This window comes from Pseudomonas guariconensis (genome assembly GCF_015680235.1).
Lineage (GTDB): Bacteria > Pseudomonadota > Gammaproteobacteria > Pseudomonadales > Pseudomonadaceae > Aquipseudomonas > Aquipseudomonas guariconensis_A.
Window position 1 is genome coordinate 16,080 of the sequence record NZ_JADLJL010000011.1, and the last position, 19,053, is coordinate 35,132.

Below are 19,053 nucleotides of genomic sequence, written 5' to 3' on the forward strand. Positions count from 1 at the left end.
CAGGCTGCAAACAGCCCGCACGAATTTTCTAAAAGCACGCCCCAGGAGAAACTCGCAATGGCCCAGCAGGTGAGTGGTCGCCAACCCCGCTATAAACGCATTTTGCTCAAACTTAGCGGCGAGGCCCTGATGGGCTCGGAAGAGTTCGGGATCGACCCGAAGGTACTGGATCGCATGGCCCTGGAAGTCGGCCAGTTGGTCGGCATCGGCGTCCAAGTTGGCCTGGTGATCGGCGGCGGTAACCTGTTCCGCGGCGCCGCGCTCAGCGCAGCCGGCATGGACCGCGTCACCGGCGACCATATGGGGATGCTGGCCACCGTGATGAACGCCCTGGCCATGCGTGACGCCCTGGAGCGTTCGAACATCCCGGCCCTGGTCATGTCGGCCATTTCCATGGTTGGCGTCACCGACCATTACGATCGCCGCAAAGCTATTCGTCACCTCAACTCCGGGGATGTGGTAATTTTCTCCGCCGGCACCGGCAACCCGTTCTTCACCACCGACTCCGCAGCCTGCCTGCGCGCCATCGAAATCGATGCTGACGTCGTGCTGAAGGCGACCAAGGTAGACGGTGTGTACACTGCCGATCCATTCAAGGACCCGCACGCCGAGAAGTTCGATCACCTGACCTACGACGAGGTCCTGGATCGCAAGCTCGGTGTCATGGACCTGACCGCAATTTGCCTGTGCCGCGACCACAAGATGCCATTGCGGGTATTCAACATGAACAAGCCTGGCGCCCTGCTGAACATCGTGGTGGGTGGCGCTGAAGGTACTTTGATCGAGGAAGGCCAAGCATGATCAACGACATCAAGAAAGACGCGCAGGAGCGCATGGGCAAGTCCATCGAGGCTCTGGCTCGCAACCTGGCGGCGATCCGTACCGGTCGCGCCCACCCAAGCATCCTGGACAGCGTCAAGGTCCCGGCCTGGGGTAGCGAGATGCCACTGAACCAGGTGGCTGCGGTCACCGTCGAGGACGCCCGTACCCTGAAGATCGTCGCCCACGACAAGAACCTCAGCGCCGCCATCGAGAAGGCCATCCTGACCTCCGACCTGGGCCTGAACCCGTCCAGCGCAGGCACCACCATCCGTGTGCCGATGCCGGCCCTGACCGAGGAAACCCGCAAGGGCTACACCAAGCAGGCCAGCGGCGTCGCCGAGGATGCCAAGGTAGCCGTGCGCAACGTGCGTCGCGATGCACTGGCCGACCTCAAGAAGCTGACCAAGGACAAGGAAATCAGCGAAGACGAAGAGCGTCGTGCAGCGGACGAGATCCAGAAGCTGACCGACAAGTTCGTCGCTGAGATCGACGCTGCGTTCAAGGCCAAGGAAAAGGACCTGATGGCCGTCTGAGGCCAGGGTTTCTTTCATGGAAAAGACCAAGCCAGCGGCATCGCCTTCGGTGCCGCGTCATGTCGCGATCATCATGGATGGCAACAACCGCTGGGCCAAGCGACGCCTGCTGCCCGGCGTCGCCGGGCACAAGGCCGGCGTCGATGCGGTCCGTGCGGTGATCGAAGTCTGCGCTGAGGCCGGGGTCGAGGTGCTGACCCTGTTCGCCTTCTCCAGCGAAAACTGGCAGCGGCCGGCCGATGAGGTCGGTGCGCTGATGGAACTGTTCTTCACGGCCCTGCGCCGCGAGGCCAAGCGCCTCAACGAGAACAAGATCAGCCTGCGCATCATCGGCGACCGTTCGCGTTTCCATCCCGAGCTGCAGGCTGCCATGCGCGAAGCCGAGGCCCTGACCGCCGGCAACGACCGTTTCATCCTGCAGATCGCCGCCAACTACGGTGGCCAGTGGGACATCGCCCAGGCAGCGCAACGCCTGGCACGTGAAGTCCAATCCGGCCACCTGCGTCCCGAGGACATCACCCCGGGCCTGTTGCAAACCTGCCTGGCCACAGGCGACCTGCCGCTGCCCGACCTGTGCATTCGCACTGGGGGCGAGCATCGCATCAGCAACTTCCTGCTGTGGCAGCTGGCCTATGCCGAGCTGTACTTCTCCGACCTGTACTGGCCGGACTTCAAACACGAGGCCATGCGTACCGCCCTGGCCGATTTCGCTTCGCGCCAGCGCCGCTTCGGTAAGACCAGCGAGCAGGTCGAGGCTGGAGCTCGTGCTTAATGCTTAAACAACGCATCATTACCGCGCTGATCCTGTTGCCGGTCGCGCTGGGCGGCTTCTTCCTGCTCAACGGTGGGGACTTCGCCTTGTTCATCGGCCTGGTCGTCACGCTCGGCGCCTGGGAGTGGGCGCGCCTGGCCGGGCTCGTCGCCCAGCCGTTGCGCCTGGCCTATGCGGCGGTGGTCGCCGGGGCGCTGATGCTGCTTTACCTGATGCCGGACCTGGCGCCCTGGGTGCTCGGTGCTTCGGTGATCTGGTGGGGGCTGGCCACCTGGCTGGTGCTTACCTACCCGCGCAGCAGCGAGCTGTGGAACAGCGCCGCCTGTCGCCTGCTGATCGGGCTGTTGGTGCTGCTGCCGGCCTGGCAGGGCCTGGTGCTGCTCAAGCACTGGCCGCTGGGCAACTGGCTGATCCTGGCTGTCATGGTGCTGGTGTGGGCCGCCGACATCGGTGCTTACTTCTCCGGCCGGGCCTTCGGCAAGCGCAAGCTGGCGCCGCAGGTCAGCCCCGGCAAGAGCTGGGAAGGCGTCTATGGCGGCATGGCGGTGAGCCTGCTGATCACCCTGGGCGTGGGCCTGGCCCGCGACTGGAGCATCGGTGATGTGCTGCTCGGCCTGCTGGGTGCAGTGGTCGTGGTGATGTCCTCGGTGATCGGTGACCTGACCGAGAGCATGTTCAAGCGCCGCGAAGGCATCAAGGACAGCAGCAACCTGCTGCCCGGCCATGGTGGCGTGCTCGACCGTATCGACAGCCTGACCGCGGCGATCCCGATGTTCGCCGTACTGCTCTGGGCTGCCGAATGGGGTGTGATGTGAGCCAGCCGCAACGTATTACGGTGCTGGGTGCCACCGGCTCCATCGGCCTGAGTACCCTGGATGTCATCGCCCGCCACCCAGAGCGCTACCAGGTGTTTGCCCTGAGCGGCTATTCCCGTCTCGATGAGTTGCTCGCCCTGTGCGTACGGCACCGCCCGGCCTATGCCGTGGTGCCCGGCGCCGAGGCTGCCGCGCGCTTGCGTGACGGCCTGGTGGGTGCCGGTTCCACCACCGAAGTGCTGGAAGGGGAGGCCGGGCTGTGCCAGGTCGCCTCGGCGCCGGAGGTGGACGCGGTGATGGCTGCCATCGTCGGTGCCGCAGGCCTGTGTCCGACCCTGGCGGCCGTGGAGGCGGGCAAGAAGGTATTGCTCGCCAACAAGGAAGCGCTGGTGATGTCCGGCGCGCTGTTCATGGACGCCGTGCGGCGCAGTGGCGCCGTATTGCTGCCGATCGACAGCGAGCACAACGCGATCTTCCAGTGCCTGCCTACCGATCATGCCCGCGGGCTGGCCCAGGTCGGCGTGCGCCGCATCCTACTGACCGCCTCGGGCGGGCCGTTCCGTGAGACACCGGCCGCAGCGTTGGCCGATGTCACGCCGGAGCAGGCGTGTGCCCACCCCAACTGGTCCATGGGGCGCAAGATCTCGGTCGACTCGGCGAGCATGATGAACAAAGGCCTGGAGCTCATCGAAGCCTGTTGGCTGTTCGATGCGGCGCCGGCCAAGGTCGAGGTGGTGGTCCACCCGCAAAGTGTCATTCATTCGCTGGTCGACTATGTCGATGGCTCGGTGCTCGCGCAGCTGGGCAACCCCGACATGCGCACACCGATCGCCAATGCCCTGGCCTGGCCGGAGCGCATCGACTCCGGTGTCGCGCCGCTGGACCTGTTCGCCATCGCACGCCTGGACTTCCAGGCCCCCGACGAGCAGCGTTTTCCCTGCCTGCGCCTGGCGCGCCAGGCGGCCGAAGCGGGCAACAGCGCGCCGGCCGTGCTCAATGCGGCCAACGAAGTGGCCGTGGAGGCATTTCTCCAGCGGCGTATCCGCTTCCCAGAGATCGCGGGTATGATCGAACAGGTGCTCGACCAGGAACCCGTGGTACCGTTGCCTTCGCTGGAGGCAGTATTCGCCGCGGACCAGCGGGCCCGGGAGCTGTCCCGGGAGTGGTTGAGGCGTCACGGTTACTGATGTCTGGTAGTTCCAGGGATGGGCTGAACGTCATTCGGAGACAGGTATGACAGCGCTCTACATGATAGTCGGCACCCTGGTAGCCCTGGGTGTGCTGGTCACCTTCCACGAATTCGGCCACTTCTGGGTGGCTCGACGCTGTGGCGTCAAGGTGCTGCGCTTCTCCGTGGGCTTTGGCACGCCGTTGCTGCGCTGGCACGACCGCCACGGCACTGAGTTCGTGGTGGCGGCCATCCCCCTGGGTGGCTACGTCAAGATGCTCGACGAGCGCGAAGGTGAAGTGCCGCCTGCGTTGGTCGAGCAGTCTTTCAATCGCAAGCCGGTGCGCCAGCGTATCGCCATCGTCGCGGCCGGCCCCGTGGCCAACTTCCTCCTCGCCTTGTTGTTCTTCTGGGTCCTGGCCATGCTCGGCACTCAGCAGGTGCGCCCGGTAATCGGTGCGGTCGAGTCGGGTAGCCTGGCGGCTTCCGCCGGCCTGGCCGCCGGTCAGGAAGTGGTGTCCATCGATGGCGAGCCGACCAATGGCTGGTCGGCGGTCAACCTGCAGTTGGTGCGTCGTCTCGGCGAAAGCGGCACCCTCAAGGTCGGTGTGCTCGACCAGGGTGGTACGGTGGAGCGCCAGTATGAAATCACCTTGAGCCACTGGCTCAAAGGCGTGGACGAACCGGACCCGATCCAGTCCCTGGGCTTGCGCCCGTGGCGCCCGGCCATTGCGCCGGTGCTGGCCGAGATCGACCCGAAGGGCCCGGCCGCCGCTGCCGGGCTCAAGACCGGCGATCGGCTGCTGAGCCTCGATGGCGTCGCCCTGAACGATTGGCAGCAGGTGGTCGACAGTGTTCGCGCCCGCCCCGAGGCCAAGGTGCAGCTTCGCGTCGAGCGCGACGGTGCCCAGCTGGAGGTCCCGGTGACCTTGGCTCGGCGCGGTGAAGGGCAGGCCTCCGGTGGGTACCTGGGGGCAGGCGTCAAGGGCGCCGAATGGCCCGCCGACATGGTCCGCGAAGTCAGCTACGGGCCGCTGGATGCTGTTGCCCAGAGCCTGTCGAGGACCTGGAACATGAGCGTCCTGACCCTCGAATCGCTGAAGAAAATGCTGTTCGGGGAGCTCTCGGTAAAAAACTTGAGTGGACCGATAACCATTGCTAAAGTGGCGGGCGCTTCAGCCCAGTCGGGCGTGGGGGATTTCCTGAATTTCCTGGCCTACCTGAGCATAAGCCTGGGGGTTCTTAACCTGCTGCCCATCCCCGTATTGGATGGGGGGCATTTGCTGTTCTACCTGATCGAGTGGGCGCGCGGTCGTCCGCTTTCGGATCGGGTGCAAGGTTGGGGGGTCCAGATCGGTATCAGTTTGGTCATTGGGGTGATGTTGCTCGCCCTGATCAACGATCTGGGTCGACTATAAAAAGCTTCGCTCAATTGCGAACGAACCTGCCGCCACATCGCGGCGGGTTGTTTATTGCCAGTTGGAATAAAAGGACTTCATGAAACGTCTGCTGCTAACTGCGGTCCTCTCCGCACTGATGATCGCTGAAGTTCACGCCGAGTCCTTCACCATCTCCGATATTCGTGTCAACGGCCTGCAGCGGGTTTCCGCTGGCAGCGTGTTCGGTGCCCTGCCTCTGAACGTGGGCGACCAGGCCGACGATCGGCGCCTGGTGGAGTCCACCCGTTCGCTGTTCAAGACCGGCTTCTTCCAGGACATCCAGCTGAGCCGCGACGGCAATGTCCTGATCATCAACGTGGTCGAGCGCCCGTCGGTGTCGAGCATCGAGATCGAAGGCAATAAGGCGATCAGCACCGAAGACCTGATGAAGGGCCTGAAGCAATCGGGCCTGGCCGAAGGCGAGATCTTCCAGCGCGCCACCCTTGAGGGCGTGCGTAACGAACTGCAGCGCCAGTACGTGGCTCAGGGCCGCTACTCGGCCGAGGTCGACGCCGAGGTGGTGCCGCAGCCGCGCAACCGCGTTGGCCTGAAGATCAAGATCAACGAAGGCACCGTCGCCGCGATTCAGCACATCAACATCGTCGGCAACAACGTCTTCGACGATGACGAGCTGGCCCAGCTCTTCGAGCTCAAGACCACCAACTGGCTGTCCTTCTTCAAGAACGACGACAAGTACGCCCGCGAGAAGCTCTCCGGTGACTTGGAGCGCCTGCGTTCCTACTACCTGGACCGCGGCTACATCAACATGGACATCGCCTCGACCCAGGTCTCCATCACCCCTGACAAGAAGCACGTCTACATCACCGTCAACATCAATGAAGGCGAGAAGTACACCGTCCGTGACGTGAAGCTCTCCGGCGACCTGAAAGTGCCTGAAGACCAGGTCAAGTCGCTGCTGCTGGTGCAGCCGGGCCAGGTGTTCTCGCGCAAGGTGATGACCACCACTTCCGACCTGATCACCCGTCGCCTGGGCAACGAAGGCTATACCTTCGCCAACGTCAACGGCGTGCCGCAGCCGAACGATGAAGACCACACCGTCGATATCATGTTCGTCGTCGATCCGGGCAAGCGTGCCTACGTCAACCGCATCAACTACCGCGGCAACACCAAGACCGAAGACGAAGTGCTGCGCCGTGAAATGCGCCAGATGGAAGGTGGCTGGGCTTCGACCTACCTGATCGACCAATCCAAGACCCGCCTCGAGCGTCTGGGCTTCTTCAAGGAAGTCAACGTCGAGACCCCGCCGGTGCCAGGCACCGACGACCAGGTCGACGTCAACTATAGTGTCGAAGAGCAGGCGTCCGGCTCCATCACCGCCAGCGTCGGTTTCGCCCAGAGCGCAGGCCTGATCCTCGGTGGCTCGATCAGCCAAAGCAACTTCCTGGGTACCGGTAACAAGGTGTCCGTCGGCCTGACCCGTTCGGAATACCAGACCCGCTACAACTTCGGCTTCGTCGACCCCTACTGGACCGCCGATGGCGTCAGCCTGGGCTACAACGCCTTCTACCGCAGCACCGACTACGACGATCTCGATGTCGACGTGGCGAGCTATGCGGTGGACAGCCTGGGTGCCGGTGTCAGCGTCGGCTACCCGATCAGCGAGACCTCGCGCCTGACCTTCGGCTTCAACGTCCAGCAGGACAAGATCAAGACTGGCAAATACACCGTCGACGAAATCTTCGACTTCCTGGACAGGGAAGGCGACGACAGCTTCCTGAACTTCAAGGCGTCGGCCGGCTGGTCCGAGTCCACCCTGAACAAGGGTGTGTTGGCGACCCGTGGTCACTCCCAGAGCCTGACCGCCGAAGTCACCACCCCGGGCAGCGACCTGTCGTTCTTCAAGCTCGACTACCGTGGCCAGCTGTTCAAGCCGATCAACAACGACTACACCCTGCGCCTGCATACCGAGTTGGGCTATGGTGATGGTTTCGGTTCCACCGATGGCTTGCCGTTCTACGAGAACTACTTCGCCGGTGGCTTCAACTCGGTCCGCGGCTTCAAGGACAGCAGCCTGGGCCCGCGCAGTACCCCGAGCGACGGCACCAAGCCGGGCACCATCAAGGACCCGGATCAGGATCCGCTGCCGTTCGGTGGCAACGTCCTCGTGCAGGGTGGTGTAGAACTGCTGTTCCCGCTGCCGTTCGTCAAGGACCAGCGTTCCCTGCGTACGTCCGTGTTCTGGGACGTGGGTAACGTGTTCGACACCAATTGCGGCAACAAACCTGATTGCGAGAAAGTCGGCTTCTCGGGCATGGCCAGCTCCGTCGGCCTGGGCGTCACCTGGATCACCGCGCTGGGCCCGCTGAGCTTCAGCCTGGCGATGCCGGTGAAGAAGCCGGACGACGCCGATACCCAGGTGTTCCAATTCTCTCTGGGCCAGACCTTCTAAGGTCGGCCCTCGCTCAACGACAACGGTTTATCCAGGAGTGCATCGTGCGTAAGTTGACTCAACTGGCCGTGATGGCCGCGGCGCTGGTCGCCACCCCGGCTTTCGCCGAAATGAAGGTTGCCGTGCTGAACTATCAGATGGCACTGCTCGAGTCTGACGCGGCTAAGAAGTACGCCGTCGATGCCGAGAAGAAGTTCGGCCCGCAGCTGACCAAGCTGAAGAACCTGGAAAGCAGCGCCAAAGGCATCCAGGACCGCCTGATCAAAGGCGGTGACAAGATGCAGCAGCAGGAGCGCGAGCGCCTGGAGCTCGAATTCAAGCAGAAGGCCCGTGACTTCCAGTTCCAGTCCAAGGAGCTGAACGAAGCCAAGGCCGTTGCCGACCGTGACATGCTCAAGCAACTCAAGCCCAAGCTCGACGGTGCTGTCGAGGAAGTGATCAAGAAGGGTGGCTATGACCTGGTGCTCGAGCGCGGCGCGGTAATCGATGTCAAGCCGCAGTACGACATCACCCGTCAAGTCATCGAGCGCATGAACCAAGCCCGTTGATATGACCGTGACCATGACGCTCGGCCAGCTGGCCGAGGCCCTCGGGGCGACCCTCAAGGGCCCCGAGTCGCTGCAGATCACCGGCCTGGCAACCCTTCAGGAAGCCAGCGCCGGGCAATTGAGTTTCCTGGCCAACAAGCAGTATCGCAAGTACCTGGACGATTCCAAGGCTGGCGCCGTGCTGCTCAAGGCCGAGGACGCCGAAGGCTTCGCCGGCAACGCGCTGATCGTGCCTGACCCATATCTGGCCTACGCCCGGATTTCCCACCTGTTCGACCCCAAACCCAAGGCTGTGGCGGGAATCCATCCCAGCGCCGTGGTGGCCCCGGACGCCCAGGTGGACCCCAGCGCCAGCATCGGCCCGTTCGCGGTGATCGAGAGCGGTGCGCAGGTAGCGGCCAATGTCTCCATCGGTGCCCACTGCTTCATCGGTGCCCGTTGCGTGATCGGTGAGGGCGGTTGGCTGGCACCGCGGGTGACGCTGTACCACGACGTGACCATCGGCAAGCGCGTGGTCATCCAGTCCGGCGCGGTGATCGGCGGCGAAGGTTTCGGCTTTGCCAACGAGAAGGGTGTCTGGAACAAGATCGCCCAGATCGGTGGCGTGACCATCGGCGACGACGTGGAGATCGGCGTGAACACCGCCGTGGACCGCGGCGCGTTGTCGGACACGCGCATCGGCAACGGCGTCAAGCTCGACAACCAGATCCAGATCGCCCATAACGTGCAGGTCGGTGACCACACGGCCATGGCCGCGTGCGTCGGGATTTCCGGCAGCACCCGCATCGGCAAGCACTGCATGATCGCGGGCGGTGTGGGCATGGTCGGTCATATCGATGTCTGCGACAACGTATTCGTTTCCGGCATGACCATGGTGACCCGTTCCATCACGGAGCCGGGTGGCTACTCATCCGGCACGGCCATGCAGCCGCTGGCCGAATGGCGCAAGAGCGCCGCGCGTATCCGCCAGTTGGACGAGATGTCCAAGCGTCTCCAACAGCTGGAAAAACGTGTCGACACCGTGACCTCAGGTGGCCAGCTGGCATCAGAAGGCTGATACCATTCCCTGAGCAAGAGTGAACAGTCGCTAGCTGGCTCCTCTTTGGATTGCAAAAGGAGCGTGTGGTCAGCACCTGCGCTCCCTATTCTTATTACAGGCTTCCCCCCGAAATGATGGACATCAACGAGATTCGCGAATACCTGCCTCACCGTTACCCGTTCCTGCTGGTGGACCGCGTAACGGATCTGGACTTCGAGGCCCAGAGCATTCGTGCCTACAAGAATGTCAGCATCAATGAGCCGTTCTTCAACGGCCATTTCCCGGCGCATCCAATCATGCCGGGCGTGCTGATCATCGAGGCCATGGCCCAGGCGGCCGGGATTCTCGGTTTCAAGATGCTCGATGCCAAGCCAGCCGACGGCACCCTCTACTACTTCGTCGGCTCCGACAAGCTGCGCTTCCGCCAGCCTGTGCTGCCGGGTGACCAGCTGGTCTTGGAAGCCAAGTTCCTCAGCCGCAAGAGCATGATCTGGAAGTTCGAATGCCGTGCCCTGGTCGACGGCAAGCCGGTCTGCTCGGCCGAGATCACCTGCGCGGAACGCTCCCTATGAGTTCGATTGACCCTCGGGCGATCATCGACCCCTCGGCCAAGTTGGCCGACGGTGTCGAGGTGGGCCCCTGGTCGATCGTAGGGCCTGGCGTGGAGATCGGCGAGGGCACCGTCATCGGCCCTCACGTGGTGCTCAAGGGGCCGACCCGGATCGGCAAGCACAACCGCATCTACCAGTTTTCTTCCATCGGTGAAGACACCCCTGACCTCAAGTACAAGGGTGAGCCCACGCGCCTGGTGATCGGCGACCACAATGTGATTCGCGAAGGGGTCACCATCCACCGTGGCACCGTCCAGGACCGTGCGGAAACCACCCTTGGCGACCATAACCTGATCATGGCCTATGCCCATATCGGGCATGACAGCGTCATCGGCAATCATTGCATTCTGGTCAACAATACTGCGCTGGCTGGCCATGTCCATGTAGGCGACTGGGCGATCCTGTCCGGCTACACCCTGGTGCACCAGTACTGCCATATTGGCGCCCACGCTTTTTCCGGCATGGGCACGGCGATCGGCAAAGACGTACCGGCCTTCGTCACGGTATTCGGCAGCCCGGCCGAGGCCCGTAGCATGAACTTCGAAGGCATGCGCCGCCGGGGATTCAGCGATGAAGTCATCCACGCTCTGCGCCGCGCCTACAAGATCGTCTATCGCCATGGCCTGACCGTGGAAGACGCGCTCAACGAGCTGGACGAGCTGGCAACGCAGTTCCCCGAGGTCGAGCTGTTCCGCCAGTCGATCCAAAGTTCCGCTCGCGGCATCACCCGCTGACATGGCCCAGCTGTGCGTGGCGTTGGTCGCCGGTGAGGCCAGCGGCGATATCCTCGGTTCCGGCCTGATGCGAGCCCTCAAGGCGCGCCACCCCGATGTGCGTTTCATCGGTGTCGGCGGCCCTTTGATGGAGGCCGAAGGCCTGGTGTCCTATTTCCCCATGGAGCGCCTCGCGGTCATGGGGCTGGTGGAAGTGCTGGGGCGCCTGCGCGAGCTGCTCAAGCGCCGCAAGGAGCTGATCCAGACACTCATCGCCGAAAAGCCGGATGTGTTCATCGGTATCGACGCTCCGGACTTCAACCTTACGATCGAACTGAAGCTGCGCCAGGCCGGGATCAAGACCGTGCACTATGTCAGCCCGTCGGTCTGGGCGTGGCGGCAGAAGCGTGTGCTGAAAATTCGCGAAGGCTGCGACCTGATGCTGACCCTGCTTCCCTTCGAGGCGAAGTTCTACGAAGAGAAGGGCGTGCCGGTGCGTTTCGTCGGCCATCCGCTGGCCGATACCATCCCGCTCGAAGCTGATCGCCAAGCCGCTCGCGTCGCCCTCGGGCTGGGCGAGGGGCCGCTGGTCGCCCTCATGCCGGGTAGCCGCGGGGGTGAGGTCGAGCGCCTGGGGGCGTTGTTCCTCGATGCCGCCCAGCGCTTGCGCGAGCGGGTGCCTGGGGTGCGTTTCGTCTCGCCGTGCGCCAACCCGTCCCGGCGCGCGCAGCTCGAGCAGATGCTGCAGGGCCGCGACCTGCCGCTGACCTTGCTCGACGGCCGCTCCCACGAGGCCCTCGCCGCGTGCGACGCGGTGCTCATCGCCTCAGGCACGGCCACCCTGGAAGCGTTGTTGTACAAGCGGCCCATGGTCGTTGCCTACCGCCTGGCACCGTTGACGTACTGGATCCTCAAACGCATGGTCAAGAGCCCGTACGTATCGCTGCCCAACCTTCTGGCCCAGCGCCTGTTGGTGCCCGAGCTGCTGCAGGACGCCGCCACCAGCGATGCCCTGGCCCAGACCCTGGCGCCGCTGCTCACCGACGGCACACAGCAGACCGACAGCTTCGACCAGATTCACCGCACCTTGCGTCGTGACGCCTCCAACCAGGCGGCTGACGCGGTGTTGGCCTTGCTAGGAGAGCGATAGCATGCAGATGGGGCTGGACTTCAATCTGGTCGAGGAACTGGTTGCCGGTGTCGACGAAGTGGGCCGTGGGCCGCTGTGTGGCGATGTCGTGACCGCGGCGGTGATCCTCGATCCGCAGCGTCCGATCCTGGGCCTGAACGACTCGAAGAAGCTCACCGAGGCCAAGCGCGAGGCGCTGTTCGACGAAATCTGCGAGAAAGCCCTGAGCTTTTTCATCGCGCGCGCCACGGTAGAAGAAATCGATAGCCTGAACATCCTGCAGGCCACCATGCTGGCCATGCAGCGTGCGGTGGAGGGTTTGAGCATCACGCCCAAGCTTGCATTGATCGACGGTAACCGTTGCCCGAAGCTCGCAGTGCCGGCTGCGCCGGTGGTGCAGGGCGATGCCCAGGTGCCGGCGATCGCCGCTGCGTCCATCCTGGCCAAGGTTACCCGTGACCGAGAGATGAGCGCGTTCGAGCTGATCTACCCGGGCTATGGCATCGGCGGGCACAAGGGCTACCCGACGCCGGTGCACCTGGAGGCCCTGGCGCGGTTGGGGCCGACGCCGATTCACCGGCGCTCGTTCGCGCCGGTACGCGCCGCGTGGGAAGCACGTGAAGGCATTACCGATTCTCTGATCTGATCCATCGGGGCCGCTTGGTCTCTGTGGGATATCACCCTCCCGGCCCCCCCCTGTAGGAGCGGGCTTGTACCCGCGATTGGGTTGCACAGCAGCCCCAAATTCCCCCTGCATTTACGCTACAATCCCGCCCTTGTCGTTTAGCACTGCTACAGGATCATCCATGTCGGTCTCCTTCGTTCACCTTCGCGTGCACTCCGAATTCTCGCTGGTCGACGGCCTGGTGCGGATCAAGCCGCTGGCCAAGGCATTGGCGGGGATGAACATGCCGGCGGTGGCGATCACCGACCAGAGCAACATGTGCTCGCTGGTGAAGTTCTACAAGACCGCCATGGGCGCCGGTATCAAGCCGATCTGTGGCGCCGACCTGTGGCTGGCAGGCAGCGACCCCGATGCACCGCTATCGCGCATCTGCTTCCTGGCGATGAACCCCAAGGGCTACCGCAACCTCACCGAACTGATCTCCCGCGGCTGGACCGACGGCCAGCGCAATGGTCTGGTGATCATCCAGCGCGAATGGATCGCCCCGGCCAGCGAAGGCCTGATCGGCTTGTCGGCGGCCAAGGAAGGGGATATCGGCATGGCCCTGCTGGCTGGCAAGGCCGAAGAGGCCGAGGCCCTGTTGCGTGACTGGATGCAGATGCTTCCGGATCGATTCTATGTCGAGGTGCAGCGCACCAATCGTGCCGGAGACGAAGAATACCTGCACGCCGCCGTGGCCCTGGCCGACAAGGTCGGTGCGCCGCTGGTGGCGACCAACGATGTGCGCTTCATCAAACAGTCCGACTTCGACGCCCATGAGACGCGCGTGTGCATCGGTGAAGGCTGGACCCTCGACGACCCTCGCCGCCCGCGCATGTACAGCGACCAGCAGTACCTCAAGAGCGCCGAGGAAATGGCCGAGCTGTTCAGCGACCTGCCGGACGCCATCGCCAACACCGTGGAAATCGCCAAACGCTGCAACATCACCGTGCAGCTGGGCAAGTACTTCCTTCCCGATTTCCCGACACCCAACGGCATGGGCATCGACGACTATCTGCGTCATGTCTCCTATGAAGGCCTGGAAGAGCGCCTGGCGGTGCTCTGGCCCAAGGAGACCACGCCCAATTATGAAGAAAAGCGCCAGGTCTACCTGGACCGCCTGAAGTTCGAACTGGACATCATCATCCAGATGGGCTTCCCCGGTTACTTCCTGATCGTGATGGACTTCATCAAGTGGGCCAAGAACAACGGAGTGCCGGTGGGCCCGGGCCGGGGTTCGGGTGCCGGTTCGCTGGTGGCCTACGTACTGAAGATCACCGACCTCGACCCGCTGGCCTACGACCTGCTGTTCGAGCGCTTCCTCAACCCTGAACGTATTTCCATGCCCGACTTCGACGTCGACTTCTGTATGGATGGCCGCGACCGGGTGATCGACTACGTGGCCGAAGCCTACGGGCGCAACGCGGTGAGCCAGATCATCACCTTCGGTACCATGGCCGCCAAGGCGGTGGTGCGTGATGTGGCGCGGGTGCAGGGCAAGTCCTATGGCCTGGCCGACCGCCTGTCGAAGATGATCCCATTCGAAGTGGGCATGACTCTGGAGAAAGCCTACGAGCAGGAAGAGATTCTGCGCGACTTCCTCAAGGGCGACGAGGACGCCCGCGAGATCTGGGACATGGCCCTCAAGCTCGAAGGTGTCACCCGCGGTACCGGCAAGCACGCCGGTGGCGTGGTGATCGCCCCGACCAAGCTCACCGACTTCTCGCCGATCGCCTGTGACGAAGAAGGCGGCGGCCTGGTGACCCAATTCGACAAGGACGACGTCGAGGCCGCGGGCCTGGTGAAGTTCGACTTCCTCGGCCTGCGTACGCTGACCATCATCAAGTGGGCGATGGAGATCATCAACCGCGAGCAGAAAAAGAAGAACCTGCCCGACGTCAACATCGACTTCATTCCGCTGGACGACCGCAAGACCTACGAGCTGTTGCAGAAGGCCGAGACCACGGCGGTGTTCCAGCTCGAATCGCGTGGCATGAAGGAGCTGATCAAGAAGCTCAAGCCCGACTGCCTGGAAGACCTGATCGCACTGGTGGCGCTGTTCCGCCCGGGCCCGCTGCAGTCGGGCATGGTGGACGACTTCATCAACCGCAAGCATGGCCGCGCGGAGCTGGCCTACCCGCACCCGGACTACCAGTATGACGGCCTGAAGCCGGTGTTGGCGCCGACCTACGGCATCATTCTGTACCAGGAACAGGTGATGCAGATCGCCCAGGTCATGGCCGGCTACACCCTCGGCGGCGCCGACATGCTGCGCCGGGCCATGGGCAAGAAGAAGCCCGAGGAGATGGCCAAGCAGCGCGGTGGCTTCATCGAAGGCTGCGCGAACAATGGCATCGACGCGGACCTGGCCGGCAACATCTTCGACCTGGTGGAAAAGTTCGCCGGCTACGGCTTCAACAAATCCCACTCGGCCGCCTACGGCCTGGTCTCCTACCAGACCGCCTGGCTCAAGACCCACCACCCGGCGCCGTTCATGGCTGCGGTGCTCTCGGCGGATATGCACAACACCGACAAGGTGGTCGTGCTGGTCGAGGAAGTGCGCAACATGAAGCTGCGCCTCGATGCGCCGGACGTGAACTTCTCCGACTTCAAGTTCACCGTCAACAACGATGGCCGCATCGTCTACGGCCTGGGCGCGATCAAGGGCGTCGGTGAAGGCCCGGTGGAGGCCATCGTCGAGGCGCGTGCCGAGGGTGGGCCGTTCAAGGACCTGTTCGACTTCTGCGAGCGCGTGGACTTGAAACGCATCAACAAGCGCACCCTCGACGCCCTGATCCGCAGTGGTGCCCTGGACCGCCTGGGCCCTTACTTCCATGACGAGATCAAAGCCTACCAGGCCAATATCGACCGCAACCGCGCGGTGCTGCTCTCGGCCCTGGAAGAGGCGATCAAGGCCGCCGAGCAGACGGCTCGTACCGCCGACAGCGGCCACATCGACCTGTTCGGCGGGCTGTTCGTCGAGGAGGATTCGGACGTCTATGCGAACCACCGCAAGGTGCGCGAGCTGACCCTCAAGGAGCGCCTGCGGGGCGAGAAGGACACCTTGGGCCTGTACCTGACCGGCCACCCGATCGACGAATACGAGACCGAAATCCGCCGCTTCGCCCGCCAGCGCATCGTCGACCTCAAACCGTCCCGCGATACCCAGACCGTGGCCGGGATGATCATTGCCCTGCGAGTGATGAAGAACAAGAAGGGCGACAAGATGGGCTTCGTCACTCTCGATGACCGATCCGGGCGGATCGAGGCTTCGCTGTTCGCCGATGCCTTCATGGCGGCCCAGGCCCTGCTGCAGACCGACGCGATGGTGGTGGTGGAAGGGGAGGTCAGCAACGACGACTTCTCCGGTGGCCTGCGCCTGCGGGTCAAGACCGTGATGACCATGGAGGACGCTCGGACCAAGCTGGCCGAGAGCCTACGCCTGAAAGTCGCCCATGAGGCACTCAAAGGCGACCGTCTGGCCTGGCTCGGCGAGCTGATCACCAAGCACCGCGGCGGCTGCCCGATCACCCTGGAATATACCGGCAGCGATGCCCGGGCCATGTTGCAGTTCGGCGACGAATGGTCGATCGACCCGGCCGATGGCCTGATTCAAGCGCTGCGTGACCAGTTCGGACGTGAGAACGTCTTCCTGCAATACCGCTGAACCGACGAATTTTACTCTCGACCTGAATGCGCCTGATCCCTTAAGGTAGGGCGCCAAACGGATCAACCGGCCGGCCGCCTGGCCGTAGACCCAAGACGGATGCCTATGAACCCGAATTTCCTCGACTTCGAACAGCCGATTGCCGACCTGCAAGCCAAGATCGAAGGGCTGCGCCTGGTGGGCAACGACAATTCGCTGAACATCAGCGATGAAATTGCCCGTCTGCAAGACAAGAGCAATACCCTGACCGAAAGCATCTTCGGCAACCTGACCAGCTGGCAGATCGCCCGCCTGGCCCGTCATCCGCGTCGTCCCTATACCCTGGACTACATCGACCACATCTTCACCGAGTTCGAAGAGCTGCACGGCGACCGTCATTTCGCCGACGACGCCGCGATCGTCGGTGGTACCGCGCGCCTGGACGGCAAGCCGGTCATGGTCATCGGTCACCAGAAGGGCCGTGAAGTGCGCGAGAAAGTCCGCCGCAACTTCGGCATGCCGCGTCCGGAAGGCTATCGCAAGGCTTGCCGCCTGATGGAAATGGCCGAGCGCTTCAAGATGCCGATCCTCACCTTCATCGACACCCCAGGCGCCTACCCGGGCATCGACGCCGAAGAGCGCAACCAGAGCGAAGCCATCGCCTGGAACCTGCGTGTGATGGCACGCCTGAAGACGCCGATCATCGCCACCGTCATCGGTGAGGGTGGTTCCGGCGGCGCGCTGGCCATCGGTGTGTGCGACCAGCTGAACATGCTGCAGTACTCCACTTACTCGGTGATCTCGCCGGAAGGCTGCGCCTCGATCCTGTGGAAGACCGCCGACAAGGCGGCGGACGCTGCCGAGGCCATGGGCATCACCGCAGAGCGCTTGAAGAGCTTGAATATCGTCGACAAGGTCATCAGTGAGCCCCTGGGCGGCGCCCACCGCGACCCGGCGAAGATGTCCGAAAGCATCCGCGCCGACCTGGTCGAGCAGTTGGACATGCTGGGCAAGTTCGACACCGATGCCCTGCTGGCGCGCCGTTACGAGCGCCTGATGAGCTACGGCGTCTGATAGACCCTGGGGCCGCCTTGCGGCCCTTTCGCGGCACAAGGCCGCTCCTACAGGTTTTGCGCTCCTACCGATGCTGCGATACCTGTAGGAGCGGCCTTGTGCCGCGAAAGGGGGCGAAGCATCCCCGGCCATCACCCGCCAAGTGAGGCCCTAATGATCAACCTCACCCCCTGGCTAGACGCCTCCGCCTGGCACGTCGCCTTCTCCGGTGGCCTCGATTCCACCGTCCTCCTGCACCTGCTGGCCGACTACGTCCGTGCCCATGACGCACCACCGCTGCGGGCCGTGCACATCCACCATGGCTTGCAGGCCGCCGCCGATGGCTGGCCAGCGCATTGCCAGTCAGTTTGCGATGGCCTGGGTATCGAGCTGCAGGTGATCCATGTGCAGGTCGCCCCCGGCGCCAGTCTCGAGCAGGCTGCCCGGGACGCTCGCTATGCCGCGTTCAGCCAGTTGCTCGGGCCGGGCGACGTGCTGTTCACCGGCCAGCACCGCGAGGACCAGGCCGAAACCCTGCTCTTTCGTCTGTTGCGCGGCGCCGGGCTGCGCGGCCTGGCAGCGATGCCAGCGGCACGCGCGCTGGGGCAGGGCACCTTGGCCAGGCCGTTGCTGGCGGTGGCGCGGGGGCAATTGCTGGCCCATGCCAAGGCAGCCGGGCTTGCCTGGGTCGAGGACCCTTCCAATGCCGACACCGTCTTCGCCCGCAACTACCTGCGTCGCGAGGTCTTCCCCTTGTTGGGTCAACGCTGGCCCCAGGCAGCCGGCAACCTGGCACGCAGTGCCGAGCACCTGGGCGAGGCCCTGGGCCTGCTGGACGAGTTGGCCTGCAGCGACCTGGCGCCAGCCGCACGCGGCGCGCCACTACCGTGGCTGGGCCTGGATTCCCTGGATTTGGAAAGCCTCAAGGCATTGTCACCCGCACGCCAGCGCAATGCCCTGCAATACTGGCTGAGCAACCGTACCCGGCTGCCGGACAGCCGTCACTGGGCCGGTTGGGAGGACCTGCGCGACGCGGCCATCGATGCCCAGCCAATTTGGCACCTCGGCGACGGCGTGCTGCAGCGAAGCCATGGGCGTATCTGGTGGTTGAGCGGGCAGTGGCTCGAATCGGTCGCTGGCAAGCTGGCCTGGGTGGACCCGGGTTCGCCCTTGGCGTTACCCGGCAACGGGTGTGTGTATGTGCAGGGCGGCGCCTGGCCCGCTGGGTTGCAGGTCGGCTACCGTCAAGGAGGCGAGGTCCTCGATGTGCCCGGCCGTGGCCGGCGCGACCTCAAGCGCCTGCTCAATGAGTGGCAGGTGCCGCATTTCGTGCGGCCACGCCTGCCGTTGCTGCTGCTGGGCGAGCAGGTGCTGGCGGTGGCCAATCTGCCGCTGGCAGGGCAGGGCGGCCCGCAGTTTCACTGGCAGCCACCGACGAGCGTGCAAGGTTTGAGCTGAAGGGTACATTCGGGTAGACTACCCTCCCTTCTTGATACAGCTTCTGTGGGTTCATCGAAAACACAGGAGTTGCCGATTACCAAGCAGTTTTTTGCTGGGCTGATTCTTAAAATGACGAGCGAGCTCCATGCCGGGGATACCCCTGGTTTGTACAGACGCGGCAGTTTTTCGAGATGCACTGTGATAGACGCAGGTGATCGGGGGCTTCGGCCTTCCTTCGCTTTCTCCGGCGG

At 63.7% G+C, this 19,053-nt stretch carries 16 protein-coding genes; all 16 read left to right on the forward strand.

The window, feature by feature from the left end:
* Positions 1 to 57 precede the first annotated feature (57 nt).
* A complete protein-coding gene (pyrH, locus tag IRZ56_RS10210; protein WP_084854362.1) occupies positions 58 to 801 on the forward strand; it encodes a UMP kinase in 744 nt (247 codons plus the stop codon).
* Positions 798 to 1,355, forward strand: a complete 558-nt coding sequence (gene frr / locus IRZ56_RS10215; protein WP_196144840.1) for a ribosome recycling factor — start codon at positions 798 to 800, stop codon at positions 1,353 to 1,355. Before pyrH ends, frr begins: the two co-directional genes overlap by 4 nt.
* A gap of 16 nt (positions 1,356 to 1,371) precedes the next feature.
* Positions 1,372 to 2,127, forward strand: a complete 756-nt coding sequence (gene uppS, locus IRZ56_RS10220; RefSeq protein ID WP_196144841.1) for a polyprenyl diphosphate synthase — start codon at positions 1,372 to 1,374, stop codon at positions 2,125 to 2,127.
* The gene (locus IRZ56_RS10225) at positions 2,127 to 2,942 is read left to right on the forward strand and encodes a phosphatidate cytidylyltransferase (protein ID WP_196144842.1); all 816 of its coding nucleotides are present in this window, start codon (positions 2,127 to 2,129) and stop codon (positions 2,940 to 2,942) included. The genes uppS and IRZ56_RS10225 overlap by 1 nt, the downstream gene beginning before the upstream one ends.
* Complete coding sequence (gene ispC / locus IRZ56_RS10230) at positions 2,939 to 4,129, forward strand: 1-deoxy-D-xylulose-5-phosphate reductoisomerase (protein WP_196144843.1); 1,191 nt, start codon at positions 2,939 to 2,941, stop codon at positions 4,127 to 4,129. Before IRZ56_RS10225 ends, ispC begins: the two co-directional genes overlap by 4 nt.
* Before the next feature lie 46 nt (positions 4,130 to 4,175).
* The gene (rseP, locus tag IRZ56_RS10235) at positions 4,176 to 5,528 is read left to right on the forward strand and encodes an RIP metalloprotease RseP (protein ID WP_196144844.1); all 1,353 of its coding nucleotides are present in this window, start codon (positions 4,176 to 4,178) and stop codon (positions 5,526 to 5,528) included.
* Positions 5,529 to 5,607: 79 nt separating this feature from the next.
* Positions 5,608 to 7,959, forward strand: coding sequence for an outer membrane protein assembly factor BamA (gene bamA / locus IRZ56_RS10240; RefSeq protein WP_196144845.1), 2,352 nt, complete (start codon positions 5,608 to 5,610; stop codon positions 7,957 to 7,959).
* A gap of 44 nt (positions 7,960 to 8,003) precedes the next feature.
* On the forward strand, positions 8,004 to 8,507 hold the full coding sequence (locus IRZ56_RS10245) for an OmpH family outer membrane protein (RefSeq protein ID WP_043208855.1): 504 nt from the start codon (positions 8,004 to 8,006) through the stop codon (positions 8,505 to 8,507).
* Between the two features lies 1 nt (position 8,508).
* Complete coding sequence (gene lpxD / locus IRZ56_RS10250) at positions 8,509 to 9,564, forward strand: UDP-3-O-(3-hydroxymyristoyl)glucosamine N-acyltransferase (RefSeq protein WP_196144846.1); 1,056 nt, start codon at positions 8,509 to 8,511, stop codon at positions 9,562 to 9,564.
* Positions 9,565 to 9,677: 113 nt separating this feature from the next.
* Positions 9,678 to 10,118: a 3-hydroxyacyl-ACP dehydratase FabZ gene (gene fabZ / locus IRZ56_RS10255; RefSeq protein ID WP_003252314.1), complete on the forward strand. Its 441-nt coding sequence runs from the start codon at positions 9,678 to 9,680 to the stop codon at positions 10,116 to 10,118.
* Entirely contained in the window at positions 10,115 to 10,891 is a 777-nt protein-coding gene (lpxA, locus tag IRZ56_RS10260; RefSeq protein ID WP_196144847.1) for an acyl-ACP--UDP-N-acetylglucosamine O-acyltransferase, read from the forward strand. The genes fabZ and lpxA overlap by 4 nt, the downstream gene beginning before the upstream one ends.
* Before the next feature lies 1 nt (position 10,892).
* On the forward strand, positions 10,893 to 12,020 hold the full coding sequence (gene lpxB / locus IRZ56_RS10265) for a lipid-A-disaccharide synthase (protein WP_196144848.1): 1,128 nt from the start codon (positions 10,893 to 10,895) through the stop codon (positions 12,018 to 12,020).
* Between the two features lies 1 nt (position 12,021).
* Entirely contained in the window at positions 12,022 to 12,645 is a 624-nt protein-coding gene (rnhB, locus tag IRZ56_RS10270) for a ribonuclease HII (RefSeq protein ID WP_196144849.1), read from the forward strand.
* A 160-nt stretch (positions 12,646 to 12,805) separates the two neighbouring features.
* Positions 12,806 to 16,330: a DNA polymerase III subunit alpha gene (gene dnaE / locus IRZ56_RS10275; protein WP_196144850.1), complete on the forward strand. Its 3,525-nt coding sequence runs from the start codon at positions 12,806 to 12,808 to the stop codon at positions 16,328 to 16,330.
* A gap of 105 nt (positions 16,331 to 16,435) precedes the next feature.
* A complete protein-coding gene (locus IRZ56_RS10280; protein WP_196144851.1) occupies positions 16,436 to 17,383 on the forward strand; it encodes an acetyl-CoA carboxylase carboxyltransferase subunit alpha in 948 nt (315 codons plus the stop codon).
* Between the two features lie 153 nt (positions 17,384 to 17,536).
* The gene (gene tilS, locus IRZ56_RS10285; RefSeq protein WP_196144852.1) at positions 17,537 to 18,820 is read left to right on the forward strand and encodes a tRNA lysidine(34) synthetase TilS; all 1,284 of its coding nucleotides are present in this window, start codon (positions 17,537 to 17,539) and stop codon (positions 18,818 to 18,820) included.
* The last annotated feature ends 233 nt before the right edge of the window (positions 18,821 to 19,053 follow it).

Bases quoted from the DNA above. Each gene is read 5' to 3' on its own strand.
- IRZ56_RS10280 (WP_196144851.1), top strand. From the start codon at position 16,436: ATGAACCCGAATTTCCTCGACTTCGAACAGCCGATTGCCGACCTGCAA.
- frr (WP_196144840.1), top strand. From the start codon at position 798: ATGATCAACGACATCAAGAAAGACGCGCAGGAGCGCATGGGCAAGTCC.
- fabZ (WP_003252314.1), top strand. From the start codon at position 9,678: ATGATGGACATCAACGAGATTCGCGAATACCTGCCTCACCGTTACCCG.
- lpxD (WP_196144846.1), top strand. From the start codon at position 8,509: ATGACCGTGACCATGACGCTCGGCCAGCTGGCCGAGGCCCTCGGGGCG.
- rnhB (WP_196144849.1), top strand. From the start codon at position 12,022: ATGCAGATGGGGCTGGACTTCAATCTGGTCGAGGAACTGGTTGCCGGT.
- rseP (WP_196144844.1), top strand. From the start codon at position 4,176: ATGACAGCGCTCTACATGATAGTCGGCACCCTGGTAGCCCTGGGTGTG.
- bamA (WP_196144845.1), top strand. From the start codon at position 5,608: ATGAAACGTCTGCTGCTAACTGCGGTCCTCTCCGCACTGATGATCGCT.
- tilS (WP_196144852.1), top strand. From the start codon at position 17,537: ATGATCAACCTCACCCCCTGGCTAGACGCCTCCGCCTGGCACGTCGCC.
- lpxB (WP_196144848.1), top strand. From the start codon at position 10,893: ATGGCCCAGCTGTGCGTGGCGTTGGTCGCCGGTGAGGCCAGCGGCGAT.
- pyrH (WP_084854362.1), top strand. From the start codon at position 58: ATGGCCCAGCAGGTGAGTGGTCGCCAACCCCGCTATAAACGCATTTTG.
- dnaE (WP_196144850.1), top strand. From the start codon at position 12,806: ATGTCGGTCTCCTTCGTTCACCTTCGCGTGCACTCCGAATTCTCGCTG.
- uppS (WP_196144841.1), top strand. From the start codon at position 1,372: ATGGAAAAGACCAAGCCAGCGGCATCGCCTTCGGTGCCGCGTCATGTC.
- IRZ56_RS10225 (WP_196144842.1), top strand. From the start codon at position 2,127: ATGCTTAAACAACGCATCATTACCGCGCTGATCCTGTTGCCGGTCGCG.
- lpxA (WP_196144847.1), top strand. From the start codon at position 10,115: ATGAGTTCGATTGACCCTCGGGCGATCATCGACCCCTCGGCCAAGTTG.